Here is a 16,870-nt window from a genome sequence, read left to right as displayed (position 1 = left end):
TGTATCACAGTAGGTCGTCATCGAGTACTGGAGCCATTGTTCAAAAAGGGTTGTGCGCGTATGCATGCTTATATCCTTGATTATATCTAATGAAGGGAAAACATTATCGCATGGTGTACGCGTCGTTTTTTCCGTATAAGGACCTAAAATGAAGGCATACGCATTCAGGGTTTAATTTTTGGCTCTAAACATGATTTCAAGTTAACCCGCGAACGCGAATATACCTCTTTCACTCCACCAGATGCTCTTTACGCCACGCATTGCATAGAGAAAATGCGTGCCGAAAAGAACTGGAGTGCAGCCACCATAACCTTTAATCCGCAAACGACACAATTCATCTGGCAATAAAAAACCGCCCGAAGGCGGTTGTTTCCAGGACGCGGCTGTCGATCCCTATATTGTAAATGTTCACAGGTGGTAGCCTGCGCCCTGCATAGCCTGTTGCCGGCGAAGGAAATCCATCAGGGCAACCTCCGCCTGCCTAGTGACGTTCGGGGTCACACCATGTATTTACTAACTGCCTCAAAAAGTAGATAAGCCCCGACACAATCAGCAACGCAGATAAGGCTGTCAACATAGCAACCGTCATAAGAAACTCCATGTTCTCAGTTTTTGTCCTACAGAATATTAGAACGTATTTTGCATTTGTCACTAGCTTGAGCGATCTGCGGTGCGCGGTTATCCAGGCATACAGAAAAACAGGTCAAACGGGGCTGATGGCAGACGTGTATGGCAAACCTGGCGCCCACTAAAAATGGGGATTGATAGAAACAGTAACTTTTGTAAAAGTAAAAGCTACGCCTAAGGAAAGCACTGCAAAAGCTTTAGTTTAAGCACAACACGGCAAGCCATAAAAACAATAGAAATATGAAGTCGATGGTTTCGTTATTATTTCACTCCACTTTTGAAGAGGTGCGCCATGGCTACCTGCCCAACCTGTCACAGAACTATTACTAATCACTATTGCCCTGACTGTGGAGAAAATGAGCGCAGCAAGACCCGGCACCATACTTCCAGCTACAACAACTCCTACGTATCTTCATCTGACAACGCGAATTCAGGGAACTATAGCGGTGGGACTGGCTATGGTGGGAAGAAGCTGCCAGCCACCACTGGTGAAATAATTTTCAATGTCATTGCTGCGATTGTAATTATCAGTATTGGCCTGTTTGTTACTTACCAAATAATGATTTCAAAGTAAAAATTGCGGGTTCGCAATATCGGTTAATTCAATTTCGTTACAACTACACATATCGGCAGGACCATCGCCCCGGAGCTACAGGCGGCGCACTACGCACGCCGATTCATGCCCTCCTGTATTAAGCGAGCCGCAGGCACTCCATAAAAAACCTGCCAGCAAACATCCAGAATTACCGGCAGGTTTTTCGTTACTCGCGCTGCACGTTAGCGAGAATTTTCGCCATCCACACGCGGTCAATTGCCCCCGTATCATAATGAGCGAGGGTAAAGACTTTGGCCTGACTCATCATTAGCGCCAGTTCGGGGGTGATATTGAAACTTGCCGCAACCTCATGGCGCTCAAGTTCAGGCCGGCGCTTACGACGCTCAATACGAAAGCGCAGCTGGTTATATTTTGCCCAGGCGATCAGCGCCAGACTTATGAGACAGGCCACCAGCAGGTAGATACTCAACGTACTGAGCGTGGTGTAGAACGGTCTGGTCCCCATAAAAGGATTGTGTTCAATCGCGGTTATCAGACCACTGTAAATCAGCCAGCCAAACCCCAGCCAGGCAACGATGGTTAACAGGGAATCCAGCGCGCGTGGAAACAGCCGTTGTTCAGTAAAAATTAAAGGTTGGATCATGGTTTTAATCTCCCAATACCGCGATCGGGACTTACCCAACGAGCTCTGCTGCGTTTGCGGCGCAGCATGACTTTCGGGAAAGCCACAAGCGTAGTGAACAGGCTCAACATCCAGTACACCACCGGAAACCAGATAATCCAGAACAGAGAGGCCGCAATACCTTTCTCGTAGCGTCTTTCGATAATCAGACTGACCGTGAACTGCAACAGACAGACCACGCCCAGCATCAGGCCAGTAAAAGCCGGTGGGAAAAGGTGCTGAACATATAAAGAATCGGGCATCGGAATAAGCAGCCCGAAGATAAACAACAGAATGCTGACGGCATAGGCAAAGGCCCATGCGGTTGACATACAAAACTCAATAAACAGAGGCCACATGCGCCGGTACTCCCAGTTCCACAAGCGACGCATATTGACGATAAACACCTCCGCGCCCCCCTGCGCCCAGCGCAGACGCTGCTTCCAGAGCCCTTTCAGCGTCTCGGGCATCAAAATCCAACACAGCGCACGAGGTTCGAAGAAAATTGACCAGTGGCGCAGTTGTAACTTCCAACTGATATCAATATCTTCCGTGATCATATCCGGGCTCCAGTACCCCACCTCTGCCAGGGCGCGACGGCGATAAGCGGCAATGACACCGGAAACGGTAAAGACCTGACCATAGACGCGCTGGGTACGCTTGATAAGGCCGATGATAGATGAAAATTCCCCCACCTGGACTCGCCCAACCAGCGTTGAACGCGTACGGATACGCGGATTACCGGTCACGGCACCCACGCGAGGGTGATTGAGCAGTGGTGCGACCATATACACCGCCGCATCTTTATCCAGCAGCGCATCACCATCAATACACACCAGAAAATCACTGCGCGCCGCCGCGGCACCCGCCTGCAGGGCTACCGCTTTACCCTGATTTTCCGCCAGATGAATCACCCGCAGCCGCGTATATTCACTCGCTAGCTTGTCCAGCACGGCCGCGGTGCTGTCGATAGAACCGTCATTGATAGCAATCACTTCTATATTTTCATAACGTTGCGCCAGCGCCGCTTCGATAGTCTCACGGGCATTCAGCCCTTCGTTAAAGCACGGCACAAGAATGGAAATCAGCGGATTGCCTTCGAGTACAGGTGGCGGTGTGCCCGGCCCCCATGACCAGTGGCGCTCGCGGTGAAACCAGAAGTAAAGCCCACCGCTTATCCAGAGGGCCGACATAAAAAGCGGCCAGAAAAAGACGAAATCAAGGATCACTTCACCGGTAAAAATCACCGCCACGCCGAGCGGAAAACTGAACATCAGGCAAAGGATCAGAAAGGCGATGAGGCGATCGGTCATTTTTGCGGATACCAGTAGGAGGAAAAAGCAGAACGGATCTCTGCCATCCGGGGTTGATCGTTAATGAAATCGTCCGGGTAGTAGCCATAGTTTCTGGCACCGCTCAGCTTGAGCTGCCGCATCCACCCGTTAAGCATTTCACCGCTAATGTTGTCCTGCCCTGCCCCCTTACGCCAGTCGCGTGCCTGAAGTTCAAAGACCGTTTTATCCAGCGCGCCGGGGTAACGGGCTACCTGCCCGACGAGTCTGTCCAGCCAGGCATTGGCATCGTTGACCGGGACATTCTCCATCAGCGGCATCGCCATCGGGGCTGTCCAGTCGTAGGTGCCGAGAAAATCATTCAGATTCTGCGCAAACCAGGTTTCGCTCTGGGGATCCAGTACCGGCATGGCGTAAATGTTGCGGGCGGTTTTGATCTGTGGGCCGCGCACCGCACGCACGGTTTGCGTGAGCTCCCGGGTAAAATCAATCAGGGCGCGACTTTTAAAGCGCGTCCAGCGCGCCAGCAGTTCCGGGTTGGCGCGGATCTGCGCGAGATCGTCCGGGAAACCTGCTAAACGATAGGCTTTGAGCGCATCCGGGGAGGCATCCTCAAAGTCGGTCAAAAAAGCGTCATCATGGAACAGAATGCCGCTGAAGTTGGCATGGCGCGCCAGGTCCTCGTAGATGTCGTTGATTCTCTGCCGGGCAACCGCACTCCAGGGTGATAAGCGCAAATACTGGCGATTATCTGGCGCAATTCGTCCGGTGTCTGACGACCAGGCCGCCACGCGAGGCACCGAGGGGTCTAACCCAAACGCCAGTACCGGCATCCAGGCGTAAACCTTCACTGCGGCACGGGTCTGCAACTGCCAGGAAACGAAGTTAAACAGATCCGCCCGCATAGGGAGCCAGCGACTGGGGAAATAGAGCGCATTGACGTTGCCGTCCCCTTTCGGATCGGCATAGGCCTGTAAAAAGACATGGGTGATCTTCATATCGAAAACCCGCTGAATGAGCAGATCGATATTTTTACGCTGTTGAGCCAGGTTTTTGTCGTACACATAGTCGAGATCGACATGCATAACCCGCATAGTTTCAGGTTCCCTGACCTGAGCTATCTGGCTGGCGAAGCTACGCAGCGAAGGGTTATTGGAAATCAGCACCCGGGGAACATCTTCCAGATTTGCGGCATTTGCCAGCCCCTGGTTCAGGGTGAAAGCTATCTGGTAGCCCTGCTGATGCGCGAGCTTCAGTGTTGTCCCGCTCGCCGCACCGTAGGGCCAGACCCAGGCTCGCGGTGCTTTCCCGGTGACCTCTTCGATTTTGCCCGAAATGCGCGACAGGTCAGCACGAATACGCTGTTCAAACTGCGCATCCGTTTCGTACTGTCCGCTGGTTTTATCGTAAAACCGGTTAGCGACTGCGGGCTCCTTACTGCCTTGCGGATTGGCCTGATGGCCGTAATGGGAGGCCCAGGTGTGCGCCCCCACTTCCACGAGCCCCGACTCGCTGGCCTCGCGTACCATTTTCCAGGTGGCAAACTTTTCCCGCGGCGTCTTTAGTCCGCCAAAATCCACCAGCGAATGTTCCGGTGCATCCACCCAACTACCGACAGGCGCCCACAGAGCAGGCCATTTGAACAACCGAAGCAGCGGCAAAACGCGTGTCGAGAAGCTACTGTATCCATCATCAAAGGTCAGCATCACCGCCTTTTCAGGCAAGGTGATTTTTCCGGCATGGGCATCCAGCACCTGCTGCACGCTAATCGGGTGGTAGCCGTTATCATGCAACCAGGCAAACTGGTCGTTCAGGGCGCTGGTGCGCACGGACAGATAGCGCTGATCGGCGGCACCGTCCTCCACGTCATGCCAGCCCAGTACCAGAAAGCTGTTTGTGGGCCAGCGCTGGTCCGCATACAGCGCCGGACGCTCGGCGGGAGGAAGGTAACGCGGTGCCGCGGCCAATGCACACATGCTCATCATCATCCACCCGACGATTACCCTCGCGGCGAGAAGCCATCGTTTCATCATGAAGCGCCCTTAAAACCTGACATTCAGATCAAATGCGAGGGCAATATTGCGCTCCCGCTTCCCGTCGTATGGACGCTTATCCCAGGTCAGTTTCACCCCGGCATCCACTACGTTATTCCATTGAATACGTTGCCCGTAACCTAACTGATTGATGGCCCCGGCACTGTGCCCTTTTTGCCAGTAGCCGCCCGCCCCCGCCTCAAACTGCTGCTTCCAGACCGTGTCGTAATGGCGGTACAGCACCTGTTCGGCGCGCAGCCCTGCAACCGCTGCAAGATCGCGCTTGGGGTTGTAATAAGGCACATTTTCTTTGCTGTTATGGCTGCCGCCGATGCCGGGGATAAAATCCAGAGTAAAACGTGGTAGCGTCCAGAGGCGTTCTTTACCGCTGATACCGTATTCCAGTCGATCGTTGCCGTCGGTGAAATGGGCACCGAAAAGCGAAACTTGATATTCGCGTCGTTCGTTCTGATACCAGCGTAACCACAGATCTCCACCGTTGGCGTTTACCCCATTGCGCAGGGCACGCAGCGGCGTGTTACGGGATAACCGCTCCGCCGAGCCCCCGACCCGCCAGCTGTCGGTGAAATCGTACCAGCCAGAGAGGCGTCCGCCGATTTTCTGATCGCTGCCATCGTTGCGCCCGGAGACCTCCATTTCGGCCCAGCTATTCCTTGACGTCCATTCCGCACCCGCCAGCAGGTCCCGGCTTATTCCCTTCCCCTCCTCAAATTCGCCACGGGCAAAGTTGTAGCCGGTAAACAGTCGCCAGTTTTGATTAACAGGTGGGCTATAAAGCGCAGCGTTGAGGGTAAAATCATTTTTGCCACTGACCGGGCTGTCGGATGAGATGCCCTGAGACCCGGCTATCCGCAGTTCAGCTTTGTTGTGCAACGCCATCAGTCGTTCAAGCTGCAACGTGGCGGCGTCATCCGGGCTGCGGGTAACTACATCCTTCGTCAGTTCGTCGGCCTGCTGCCACTCCTGTAGCTCCATGGCCGTCCAGGCTTGTTGCCGTTCCAGCTCCAGGTTGCTGGGTTCAATGACTTCGGCAAGCTTAAGTTCACGCTCTGCGGCACGGGGTAATCCTCTCGCCAGCAGCACTGACGCATAGGCAATACGCAGTGCCTGGTTACCCGATCCTGTTCGCGCCAACCGCTCCGCATGCGTCTCGGCTGCAGGCAAATTATTGGTAGCGACCAGATATTCGGTTTTTAAGGTTCTGGCCAGCAGCCAGCTGTCATTGGGCTCCGGCGTAGGAGAACCGTAGACCTGTCGCAGGTAAGGGTTCTCTTTAGTGTATGTATCCAGTTGCTGCTTCGCTTCGTCGAAATGGTTGTTATCGAGACGGGCAAACAGCAGTTCCTGTTGATCGTCCATGGTCAACGGCTGTGATGCCAGGGTCGAGCCTCGCGGAAAATAGATGCTTTCAAGCAGCGACTCGGCTTTGTCCGGCTGCTTCTGCGCAAGATATGCAGAAGCGACCCATCGTCTGGCGTAGTCAGGAACCGGCGTTCCGCTCGCCTCGAGCGATTCAAATTCGGCAATCGCTTCATCCATGCGTTTACGGATAACCAGCGCCCCCAGCCGGTCAATTCTGGCGCGTCGCACATCACCTTGCGCCTCGGGATGGGATTTCCACTCGGCAATCAGCGCGTCATAGCGAGCCAGTGCTTTATCTGCCACCAGAAATCGTTCCTCTTCATTGCGGGTGGGCGTAAACGCAGTGCGGACGGTTTGCGCCGCCGCATCCAGTTCAAGTTGACGTGTAATGGCATCAGGCTGCGGGAAGCGCTCTGAAAGGGTCAGCGCGGGGCCGGCAATGCGGTTGGCCGACATGGCAGCCAGCAGCGTGGGCACCACGTTTTTGTTGTGGTCTGAATCGGTATCGATTTGGCTGGCCGCCAGTACTGAATCCCAGTTTTTCCCCTGAGCATGATAAACATAAGCCAGCAGTGCCTCCCTCTCTGGCCCCGGCTCCTCGTCTGCCCAGCGCCGGGCTTCGGTGATGGCCTGCTCGTTGCGATGGGCATCTGCGAGCGTCATTATCCAGCCGGTGCGGGCGTCGCTATTGCCGGGCTCATCTTGCAGAACGGTTTCCCAGACGGCCAACGAGTCATTCCACTGCTTTTGGTTACGCAGCGCGCGGGCGGCAGCGACCTGCCCTCTGGCAGGGATGGCCATGCTTTGGCGATAACGATCCCATACCGCCAGCGTCTCAACGTCATTATTGGCCCATGAGGAAACCTGAAGCCAGTCAGCAATCTCTCCCGCCGTTAACTGTGTCTGCTTTTCCCGAACGGCAAGGTATTGCAATAAAGGCTGGCGGTCGCCATCCCGTGCCTGAATAATAAGTTCGTCGTAGGCAGACATTTCGGCGTATGCCCATGTCGGGAATAACATGCTCACCATTAATAAATATCGTCCTGAACGTAAGGGTTTAATAACGCAAGAGGAGCAGGAAACTCTGAACATGGCTAACCCTTAATCTCTGTTTTAACGTGAGCTTTTCATTTATTCATGACTAAAAGATGACGGAAATTTAATAGCTAAACAAGAAACAAAAAAGTACAGATGAATTTGAAATGTCATACTTTTTTCGTATTTACCATTATCCAGTCAATGACTACTTGTTTTAAAAAAAACACCTGGACGGCACTCGAAAAGTTAGCAGCCACGCTTGCCTTTTACCAACTCATGAAATAAAAAAACACGCCGTAGCGTGCTTTTCATGTTAAATTCATTCTTTCGTATTAGTCTTTTTCTGCATACTCACTAAAATGGCCTGGCAAACGTCTGTTAAAAATTCTTATCCACAGAAAGCGTGACATTCCTCTGACGATAATCATAGAAATCGATATTGCTATCGACCCGTTTATAGGTGAAATTCAGTTTCGGCATCACCCCAAAGAAATAAAGGTCTCGATGCCAGAGCGAGAGGTTATAGATCTGTTCGTTATCTTTCCGTCGCGTCGAAAAGATATCACTGTCGGCCTGATAATTGCGTCTGGCAATGGCCGTGGCGGCGGCAAAAGAGAGTTGCCAGGGCATATCAACCTGCACCCCGCTGCGCAAACCTACCCGGTGGTTAGACTCACTGCGAGTGAAGGTCTGCTGATCGAGCAGATCGAAGCCGGCAAACCCTGACACCCGGTTACTGAAGGCATGGGACAGGGTTGTGGAAGAGTAACGATTTTGCCCGCGCAAGAATCGATAATTTTCATCATCATAATCCAGTTTCTGATATTCCAGCGCCTGACTCACCTGCCAGGTGGGCGTAAGTAAATAACTGTATTCGGCGCGGACGCCAGGGCCAGAAGAGTACGCGTCGGTGCCATACCATCTTTTTTCATAAAAAGGCAACAGGGCAAATTGCTGCCGGAAATTACGCCATTGATATCCAGCATAAGCACGGGTGGTAATATCATCAAAATCATGATTATTCCAGTAACTCTTACCGTTTACCGTACCTAGAAATCGCAAGCCATGCTGATCGTAGAGTTGGACATCTTTTTGTAATGCGCCATTGAACCAGAAACCTTCTCCGCGCTGAGGGAAACTATCCTTATTACGAATAAACAGACGATCGCCAACCCGAATGGTTTTACCCGATGAAGCATTATTCACATTGCTGTCATTCAGATAACTCACGCTGAATGAACCCGTTAATGTGCTGCCTTTCTGAATACGCTCAAGGTATTGTGCAATGACCTGCTGAATATTCTCCGGCGGGTTGCTTTGTAATACACGACGAAATTGATAATCAGCTGCGTCAAACTGACGATTTTCAAACATGGCACGCGCTAAATCCAGACGCACCGCAGCAAAGTCAGGGTGCCTGGTCAGAATAGCGCGATAGTGTTCAATCGCCTCTGCATAATGCCCCTGACTGCGCGCCAGCCCGGCTTTCGCAAAATGAATCAGGGTAGAATCCGGATTGGGTGACGCCGCATAGACGGGTAGAATGGCACGAACCATCGGCCACTTTTCTTCACGAATGGCCTGATCGAGCAGCGCCATCGCCAGCTCTGGCTGTTCCGCCAGTTGAGTATTGGTAACATGCAGCGTCTTGTCGCCAGGCTCGGTGCGCTTGTCCGGCGTGGTCAGTCGTTCAAAGTGGGGAGCAGCAGGAATCGAGTCGGTTTCCGGCGGCGCAGCAAACGCAACGCTGAGCGGGCACAGCAAACCCAGTGCGCCAGTACGCAAAATATTCATAGAAAGGCTTACCATCTGAAGGTCCGGTCAGCCAGGCTGACCGGAAAACGATTTATTGACGTGTCGCGCCAAAGGATGCGTTTTTAGTCGTGTCTGTAAACTGCGCCAGACCGCCCAACTCTTCAGCCGTAGGGCCATTGAAATGTCCGGTGAACGTCCCCTCCTGCCCGCCGGATTGCGCGTTACCGGTGAAACCACCGTTGGCAATGTTGCCCTGCATCGCAATTTCGCTACCAAAGGTATCATTGGCGGCAATGGTGCCAGTGATGGTTTTCGCCGCAAAATCAATGTCAAAGCGAGCATCACTCAGGTTACTTTCACGCATACCCTGACCCACATAGGTCGCCGTTCCCTGGGTTGGCATGTTAGCCGCGAGCGTGGCATCCCCGGTGTAGAAGACCTCATGCTGCCCTGTTTCATGCTGTGTCCAGGTACCGAAGATGGTGTAACTCATACGGCCACAGCACCATGATGTTGAGGAGATCAGGAATTGGCCACCACCACGGGTGACCCCATGAGTTTGCACCGAGCCCGCAGAGATCCCGGAGTTGCGCAAAACATATTCACGGCCCTCAGGGGTGGTGTAGGTCCAACCAGAAAGGGTACCGCCGGTGGTCAGGCTGACCGGTGCCGTGGCAGGGGTTTCCGGTGCGGTATCCGTATTGCCGTTATCCGTTTGCACAGGCGCAGTAGTTACCGGGGGCGCGCTGTCGCCACCGCCACCGCCGCCACCGCCGCCACCACCGCCGCCACCACATGCAGTCAGCGCAAAAGCAGTCAGTAATAATCCAGGTTTTAAGATCCCCATACGCTAAACGTCCTTGGTTGTGAATAAATTCGTAGAATTTGTAACATAATTTTTGCGAATAAATTTACGCCAAAACATTCAGCATCTCTAATGAATAGTCCTTATTTCCGCCAATTCTAAGATTAATCTTAACAACCACTTACACAACGTTGAACCTATGGATCTGTTAAGCGGCATTAATTTGACTTAAGGCGATTAATTAGCGTTTCTTTCACGCGCTTTCTATTATTTGCCCTAATTCATTCTCTTTTGTGCTTAGTACAAATTATGTCACTCAGGTCTTTACATTTTTTTGCAGCATTTATTATTTTTTCAACGCAACAACACTGAAATTATTTTAACCCTTGTATCAGAGCAATAATGTATGCGTCAGGCTGAGTTCAACCAACAAACCACTTCCGCTGTTGTGGGTTATTTTGCCTGTTCCGACGCTGGTTGGCGTATGCCCGAATGACTGAGACAGCGGGCAGCTGGCGGGCAACACTGTATATGGCTATGCGTTCAGCAGTGCTGATTAACCCTAAGATTGATAACTTCTATACGCCGCATTACACGTAGAAAGCCTAAAAAAGTCGCTATTAAAGTCTACATCAGAAAATTCATAACGATACTTAATGCGATGTTCAGGCACCAAATGGTCTGGATATACAGCGTCTTCCTGTCGTCTCAAAATGGCACTAACTGAAAGATGCCAATCTACCTCCTCATGTATATCTACATCCACACAATCATTAATAAAGGATGGATGAAGATGCTGAGAGGTAAAAGAGCTGTGATTACCGGTGGCGGCGCGGGATTTGGTCAGGCGCTGAGCGTGTGGCTGGCACGAGAAGGCGTCGAGGTAGATTTTTGCGCGAGGTGTGTTGATGATATTCAAAAAACTTGCGGTATCATCAAGGCTGAAGGCGGAATGGCGAAAGGATATATCTGTGATTTGACTCAGCCTGAATCCCTTTCTCAGTTTTCTTCACAGTTGTTAACTTCAGACAGACCCATAGACATTTTAATCCTTAATGCTGCTCAATGGCTGTCAGGAACGTTAGACGATCAACCAAACACAGAGATTATCAATACCGTCAGTTCGGGACTGACAGGTTCAATTCTACTGACTCAGGCGTTACTACCCGGGTTAAGACGTTCAGAAAGTGCGGATATCGTTTCAATTATATCTTCATGTGGGATTCCAAATTTTACAGATTCAATTGCGCACCCCGCTTTTTTTGCCAGCAAACACGGGCTTAGCGGATTTACAACTAAACTCTCGCAACAGTTGTCCGAAGAAAATATACGTGTGACTGGGTTGTATCCTCCGGATTTCGAACTAACAGGGTTAGGTACGTTTGTCGATAGCCGACCCAAAATGGGGGAACGTCTGATGAATGGGCGTTCAGTCTGGGAAGCAATTCGTTTTGTGCTGGCTCAACCGCGTAGTTGCCATGTCAGTAGCATCTACTTTGAAGGTCCAACTCGCGAAAAACTGGGAGTCTGAAGCTGAATCTGGCGACGCTTATCGGAGCAGTTAACGTCCGATCCTAACTCATAGCGGACCTACACGCTCCATGAGACTGTTCGCTTCTGGCACGAAGCGGACGAGCTAACTGAGCTGAAGGTCTGCTGTGAGCGAGAAGCGGACATTCTCATTTTATGCCGAGCAAACCAATCTGTTTTATTGTTGTCACTATCAACTCTTTCAGAGATGGTTATGAAGTTGTGAATTTTTGTCGTCAATAATCCAGGGTGAATGTTTATTTCTACCACACTATAGATTGACTAATGATACTTATAATCCACAAAACCCCATCAGACTAATACCAAGAAACAATCACCCTAATTGATGACTGTTTCGTTTTACTCTGTCGCTACCCTCATCGCATTAGTTACCTATGGTCATATTACACCCTCGCTTAAGATTGACTAAAATCAAACTTTTTAGCGTTTTTTTTGCGCTTCGAACAAAGTCTGTTATTGCGCATTTTTACATCAATTTTAAAAAATTAACCACATTAAAACAAAGTCCGGCAATTAATGGGGAACGCATTGTTGCTGGCTAAAGTTTCTGATGCCAGAGGCCATGGGTGTGAGAGGAGAAGGGTTTGTGTTGGTAAGCAGACGTTGCGAAGTGTTGCAGTGTGCGGCATTGCGCAGACTTATGACATATTAAAGACTAAATAAACGCATTTTAATTTCAGTTTGAGTGAATAATAGTCACATGAGTTACTAGCAATGTCGTGACTGTCTTGTGACTTTCAATTGAAAATACGCATGTATTTAAAATGAATTATATTCATGACTAATGCAACAATTCTTAAACACTTATTACGTGTTGACATGTTTCCACCAAAGCCTCAACTTCCAATCCCGATACGCTAATACGGTTTAACAGCAGCACCATGAGGCTCTATGAATACCGAACATAATCAAGCAACCCAAAAAGGAAAAGGGAATAAGGACAAGCCAGCGTCAAAGCTGGTTATGTTCAGTACCAGGCTCGACGAGTCGCTGTATGAAGCAGTCAGGGTGTTGTCGTTCCAACACCGGAAATCACGGCAGGAAATTGTCGGAGAGGCGATCGAGTTACTCAAAGTGAAGTACGGCGAGGTTTCCCTCGCCGCAGATATAGCAAAGCAATAACCCCCTCGTCGCCAAACTAGACGGGTTATCGCAAACACCAATCAACAGAATGATAGCAGGATTAAAGTGAAAAAAACGTTACTTGCAACAGTAGTATTGACCGCCATCACATCCAATGCTCAGGCGGTTGCAACCCCTCCTACTCCAGTTGTCACCGCTCCTGGTCAATCTGCTTATGACGCAACCCAGGATGGCCGTATCGGTGTACTCGAAGGCCAGGTGGCTGGTATCGGTTCTGACATCATCCGTGGTGATGCCAAAGACACACAACAGGATTCCGTTATCCAGAAGAACCGCGCCGACCTGCAATCCCAGATTGACCGTAACCATCAGGTCATCAGCAGTATGAATACTAAAAACAAAGGTCAGGACAAGCTGATCCAGCAGAACGCCGCAAGCGTGCAGGCTCTCCAGTCCCAAGCCTCTGGTTTAGCTACCAAAGCCGATTTCGATAAAGACCAGAAACGCCAGGATGACGCAGCGAAAGCCGAAACCAGCCGCGTAAACAATGCGCTGGCTAAGAAAGCCAGCCAGGCAGATCTGCTGACCGTTGGCGGCAAGGTGAACGACGAGATTAAACGCTCCATTGATGCTGATACCCAGCACGACGCAGCGATTGCCAAGGCTCAGGGCGTGGCTGATGCCGCCAAGACAAAGGCTGAAAGCACCGCCACCGGCGTTAACCAGCTGGCGTTGAGCATCCAGAAGAAAATCGACGATGAAGCAACGCACCGCGTTGATGCCGATAACCTGCTGCGTGACAAAATCAAACAGCAAGCCGCCACTCAGGCCACTACTGATAAAGCACAGGATGCCGAGATCGCCAAAAAGGCGAGCAACGCTGACTTGCTGGCAACTGGCAACGCCCTGGCTGGCCGCATTGATACCAATAAGGCAGACATCACCAAGGTCGGTAAAGATCTTACTGACTTTCAGACCGCACAGGGTACGAAAGACACCGCGCAGGATTCAGCACTGGCTGCTGAGGTTAGTCGAGCAAAAGCTGCTGAAACGGCAAACTCTGGCCTGATCACCGCTAACACCGCAGCCATTGCTCTTAAGGCCGACCAGCTTGCTCTGGATGCCGCCAATAACCGCATTGATACCAACGAAACCGCCATTAAGGGTATTCAGGCTAAAGACACCGCACAGGATGGTCTGATCAGCGGCAACACCGCCAAAATCACCACTCTGGAAGGTGCTGTTCAGTCCAATACAACAGCACTGGCTGGCAAAGTTGACCAGGCAGCATATAACGCTGACCAGGCGAACATTCAGCAGACGCTGGCCGATAAAGCAGACAAAGCGGATCTGACTCCGCTGCAAAGCGGTATCACGAAGAACGCCGCCGACATCGCCAACAAGGCCGACAAAACCGACCTGGATCCGCTGAAAACTAACATCCAGAAAAACAGCAATGAGATCTCCGGCGTTAAGTTCGACCTCGCCAATAAAGCTGACAAAGCCGATCTGACTCCTATCGCCCAAAAGGCAGATAAGAATGAGCAGGACATTCAGGGTATCAATACCTCTCTGTCGCAGAAAGTTGACCAAGGCGCATTCAAAACCGACCAGGATCGCCAGGATTCCGCGCTTAAAGCTGAGCAGTCGCGCGTCGAAGGAGCAGAGAAAGCGAATACCGCTCTTATCGACACCAAAGCGGATCAGGCTGCACTGGCTACCGAAACCACCCGCGCACAGGGTGAAGAATCACGCATCGCTGGGCTGGTAACGTCCAACACCAACGCGATTGTCAACAAAGCAGACAAAGCCGCTGTTACCAAAAACTCCGGTGGCGTGCAGCAGCTGGCGCAGGGCGAAGTGTACTTGGCTAACGGTGTTCAACAGAACCACGCTGATATCGCCAGCAATACCGCTGCTGTTGCGACTAACACTGCCGCGCTGGCTACCAAAGCTGACCAGACCTCGTTTACCGCCCTCCAGCAGCGCGTATCACTGGATGAGCAGTACGACGGCCAGGCTATCAGCAAAAACCGTCAGGATATCGGGGATGAAGCAAGCCGCGCTACGCAGGCTGAGCAGCAACTGGATCAGACCAAAGCTGATAAAACGCAGGTGCAGCAGAATGCTACCAGCATTCAGCAGAACACTACTGCGCTGGCTGGCAAAGCGGATACCTCAGCACTGACCGCTGAAACATCCCGCGCTCAGAGTGCAGAGCAGCAGAACGCCGACGGCGTTGCAACGAACAAAGCTGAGCTGGCTAAACACTCTCAGACGTTCACTACCCTGCAACGTGAAGTGGATCAGAAGGTTGATACCAGCACCTACCAGCAGCGTGCCCGCTCTGTAGATACCCGCTTTGCCGATACTGACGCGCGTATCCAGCAGCAGCATGACGAGCAGGTGAAAACCAACCAGAAAGTAGCGGCCAATAGCAAACAGCTGGCGAACCATGAAGCGCGTATCACGGATCTGGAAGCCAACAACAAAACCAACTTTAACAAACTGCAAAACCAGCAGAACAAAGACCGTAAAGAATTCCGCGCGGGCGTGGCTGGTGCTATCGCACTGACCCAGATCCCTCAGACTCCGCAGGATCACACCGCTGGTTTCGGTATGGCTGTCGGTACGTTCAACGGTGAAAACGCGCTCGCCGCTGGTGTTAGTGCCCGTGTTTCTCAGAACGTGACCGTTAAATCCGGCCTGAGCTGGGACACCCAGGGCAACGTAGGTGCTGGCGCTGGCTTCCTGGTGAGCTACTAAGCATGTGCGTAAACCTCTACGACAATGCCCGGCGTTACGCTGACGGCAAAAAGTAAAACAATGGGCAGCGAAAGCTGCCCGTTTAAAGGACTGATATGAAACGTTACGTAATCGCCGCGCTGGTGGCCGCAACCCTGGTAGGCTGCGCGGTTAAGCAACATGACACCCTGGGCGATGAGCTGTCCCAGTTTCGCACCACTCGCTCGCTCTATAACAAAGCACTCCTGCGCTGTAACTACCTGATCACAGAGAAGTACCAGGGCCGTCTCTATGGCCTCACACCTCTTGAGGGTGCTGAGCGCCGGGAGGTTGAGGCCGCAGCACGCGCTGACCATGCTACTTGCGAGTCCCATTACAAACTCAAGGCCAATGCCTTATGGGAAGCGCAATCACCGGAAGTCCACGCTTTTTATGAAAAGCGCCGGGCAGAGCTCAACAAAGAACAGCGCGTAATTAACGCCGAAGCACTGAAATAATAAGGCCGAAAAATGAAAAAAATGATGTTAGCACTCACCATGACCGCAGCCCTGGCTGGTTGCGCCGAGCACCCTATACTGTCAGCTGCGGCTGTCGGTGTGGGTGCCGCAGCGGTCGCCACCGCCGTCGCCAAAAACAAGTATAAAGACGACAAGAAGAAGGATGATCACAAGCACAAAGACGATCACCACCGCCACCACCATGACGACGACAACGGTCGCCACCATGACAAAGACCACCACCACCGCCACGGGTAACAGCACATGAAAAAGATTATCACTTTCCTGGCCGTGTCCGTCGCGATCGCAGCACCAACCGCGCACGCTATCAACGCCCATTACCGTGATCAGCTGATCCGCTCCGGTTGTACTCAGGTGACTGAAGCGCAGGGGTGCGACATCCACAAAACCAAAGCGCAGAACGAGGACTCAGGCTTCAGCAGCGGAGTGGCTCCTACGGCGAAATCTGACGTAAAAAAGTTCGACGGGGACTACGTGGCACGCCGTCCAAACGGCCAGCGCATTGCAAACATTCATATTGGTGCGGGAAAGGCAACGGTCGGCGGAAAACCAGTAAAGGCTACCATTTCGAACGATATGCTTATTATTAACGGCAGAAACAATCGTACTTTTGTGATTTACACGACGGGCGGTAGCTTCTGGGAAAATGCCGACACACATGATCGCGGAATGATTGAACGCGGCTAATAATGAGTTCACGCTTTTTACTCCAAAGATATGAAGTAGTGAGGGTTCGTTAACACTTATCATATTTGAAGCGCTGTTTCTTTTTAAGATTACCACCCTGTAATTTGCACGATAATTGAGCGTTAATTTGAACTGA

Annotated in this window: 12 protein-coding genes; 6 read left to right on the top strand and 6 right to left on the bottom strand. The window is 51.6% G+C overall.

What is annotated here, in order from left to right; translation table 11 throughout:
• Positions 1 to 1,388 precede the first annotated feature (1,388 nt).
• The 6 genes from pgaD to ACP4QI_RS10275 form a co-directional block, all read right to left on the bottom strand.
• Positions 1,389 to 1,826, bottom strand: coding sequence for a poly-beta-1,6-N-acetyl-D-glucosamine biosynthesis protein PgaD (pgaD, locus tag ACP4QI_RS10300; protein WP_156263705.1), 438 nt, complete (start codon positions 1,824 to 1,826; stop codon positions 1,389 to 1,391).
• A complete protein-coding gene (pgaC, locus tag ACP4QI_RS10295) occupies positions 1,823 to 3,157 on the bottom strand; it encodes a poly-beta-1,6-N-acetyl-D-glucosamine synthase (RefSeq protein ID WP_426494702.1) in 1,335 nt (444 codons plus the stop codon). Before pgaC ends, pgaD begins: the two co-directional genes overlap by 4 nt.
• Positions 3,154 to 5,169: a poly-beta-1,6-N-acetyl-D-glucosamine N-deacetylase PgaB gene (pgaB, locus tag ACP4QI_RS10290; protein ID WP_142489370.1), complete on the bottom strand. Its 2,016-nt coding sequence runs from the start codon at positions 5,167 to 5,169 to the stop codon at positions 3,154 to 3,156. Before pgaB ends, pgaC begins: the two co-directional genes overlap by 4 nt.
• 9 nt (positions 5,170 to 5,178) lie before the next feature.
• Positions 5,179 to 7,644, bottom strand: coding sequence for a poly-beta-1,6 N-acetyl-D-glucosamine export porin PgaA (gene pgaA, locus ACP4QI_RS10285; RefSeq protein WP_426494703.1), 2,466 nt, complete (start codon positions 7,642 to 7,644; stop codon positions 5,179 to 5,181).
• Positions 7,645 to 7,968: 324 nt separating this feature from the next.
• Positions 7,969 to 9,384 carry a surface lipoprotein assembly modifier gene (locus ACP4QI_RS10280; protein ID WP_426494704.1) on the bottom strand — a complete coding sequence of 472 codons (1,416 nt, stop codon included), beginning with the start codon at positions 9,382 to 9,384 and terminating at the stop codon, positions 7,969 to 7,971.
• 52 nt (positions 9,385 to 9,436) lie between these two features.
• Positions 9,437 to 10,192: a Slam-dependent surface lipoprotein gene (locus tag ACP4QI_RS10275; protein ID WP_426494705.1), complete on the bottom strand. Its 756-nt coding sequence runs from the start codon at positions 10,190 to 10,192 to the stop codon at positions 9,437 to 9,439.
• Between the two features lie 751 nt (positions 10,193 to 10,943).
• Between ACP4QI_RS10275 and ACP4QI_RS10270 the strand changes: the two genes are divergently transcribed.
• The 6 genes from ACP4QI_RS10270 (at position 10,944) to ACP4QI_RS10245 (ending at position 16,734) form a co-directional block, all read left to right on the top strand.
• Positions 10,944 to 11,681, top strand: coding sequence for an SDR family oxidoreductase (locus ACP4QI_RS10270; RefSeq protein ID WP_426494938.1), 738 nt, complete (start codon positions 10,944 to 10,946; stop codon positions 11,679 to 11,681).
• Positions 11,682 to 12,592: 911 nt separating this feature from the next.
• Positions 12,593 to 12,823, top strand: coding sequence for a hypothetical protein (locus tag ACP4QI_RS10265; protein ID WP_285127690.1), 231 nt, complete (start codon positions 12,593 to 12,595; stop codon positions 12,821 to 12,823).
• Positions 12,824 to 12,889: 66 nt separating this feature from the next.
• On the top strand, positions 12,890 to 15,550 hold the full coding sequence (locus ACP4QI_RS10260; protein WP_426494706.1) for a YadA-like family protein: 2,661 nt from the start codon (positions 12,890 to 12,892) through the stop codon (positions 15,548 to 15,550).
• Between the two features lie 95 nt (positions 15,551 to 15,645).
• Positions 15,646 to 16,026, top strand: a complete 381-nt coding sequence (locus ACP4QI_RS10255; RefSeq protein ID WP_285127694.1) for a hypothetical protein — start codon at positions 15,646 to 15,648, stop codon at positions 16,024 to 16,026.
• A 21-nt stretch (positions 16,027 to 16,047) separates the two neighbouring features.
• Positions 16,048 to 16,284, top strand: coding sequence for a membrane lipoprotein lipid attachment site-containing protein (locus ACP4QI_RS10250; RefSeq protein WP_426494707.1), 237 nt, complete (start codon positions 16,048 to 16,050; stop codon positions 16,282 to 16,284).
• A 6-nt stretch (positions 16,285 to 16,290) separates the two neighbouring features.
• Entirely contained in the window at positions 16,291 to 16,734 is a 444-nt protein-coding gene (locus ACP4QI_RS10245) for a hypothetical protein (protein ID WP_426494708.1), read from the top strand.
• The last annotated feature ends 136 nt before the right edge of the window (positions 16,735 to 16,870 follow it).

It is taken from the genome of Leclercia sp. TB492, from assembly GCF_049974505.2.
Lineage (GTDB): Bacteria > Pseudomonadota > Gammaproteobacteria > Enterobacterales > Enterobacteriaceae > Enterobacter > Enterobacter adecarboxylatus_C.
This window is presented reverse-complemented; position numbering and strand designations above follow the sequence as displayed.

Coding starts and splice junctions, on each gene's coding strand:
- pgaD (WP_156263705.1), bottom strand. CDS start 1,826: ATGATCCAACCTTTAATTTTTACTGAACAACGGCTGTTTCCACGCGCG.
- pgaC (WP_426494702.1), bottom strand. CDS start 3,157: ATGACCGATCGCCTCATCGCCTTTCTGATCCTTTGCCTGATGTTCAGT.
- pgaB (WP_142489370.1), bottom strand. CDS start 5,169: ATGATGAAACGATGGCTTCTCGCCGCGAGGGTAATCGTCGGGTGGATG.
- pgaA (WP_426494703.1), bottom strand. CDS start 7,644: ATGTTCAGAGTTTCCTGCTCCTCTTGCGTTATTAAACCCTTACGTTCA.
- ACP4QI_RS10280 (WP_426494704.1), bottom strand. CDS start 9,384: ATGAATATTTTGCGTACTGGCGCACTGGGTTTGCTGTGCCCGCTCAGC.
- ACP4QI_RS10275 (WP_426494705.1), bottom strand. CDS start 10,192: ATGGGGATCTTAAAACCTGGATTATTACTGACTGCTTTTGCGCTGACT.
- ACP4QI_RS10270 (WP_426494938.1), top strand. CDS start 10,944: ATGCTGAGAGGTAAAAGAGCTGTGATTACCGGTGGCGGCGCGGGATTT.
- ACP4QI_RS10265 (WP_285127690.1), top strand. CDS start 12,593: ATGAATACCGAACATAATCAAGCAACCCAAAAAGGAAAAGGGAATAAG.
- ACP4QI_RS10255 (WP_285127694.1), top strand. CDS start 15,646: ATGAAACGTTACGTAATCGCCGCGCTGGTGGCCGCAACCCTGGTAGGC.
- ACP4QI_RS10250 (WP_426494707.1), top strand. CDS start 16,048: ATGATGTTAGCACTCACCATGACCGCAGCCCTGGCTGGTTGCGCCGAG.
- ACP4QI_RS10245 (WP_426494708.1), top strand. CDS start 16,291: ATGAAAAAGATTATCACTTTCCTGGCCGTGTCCGTCGCGATCGCAGCA.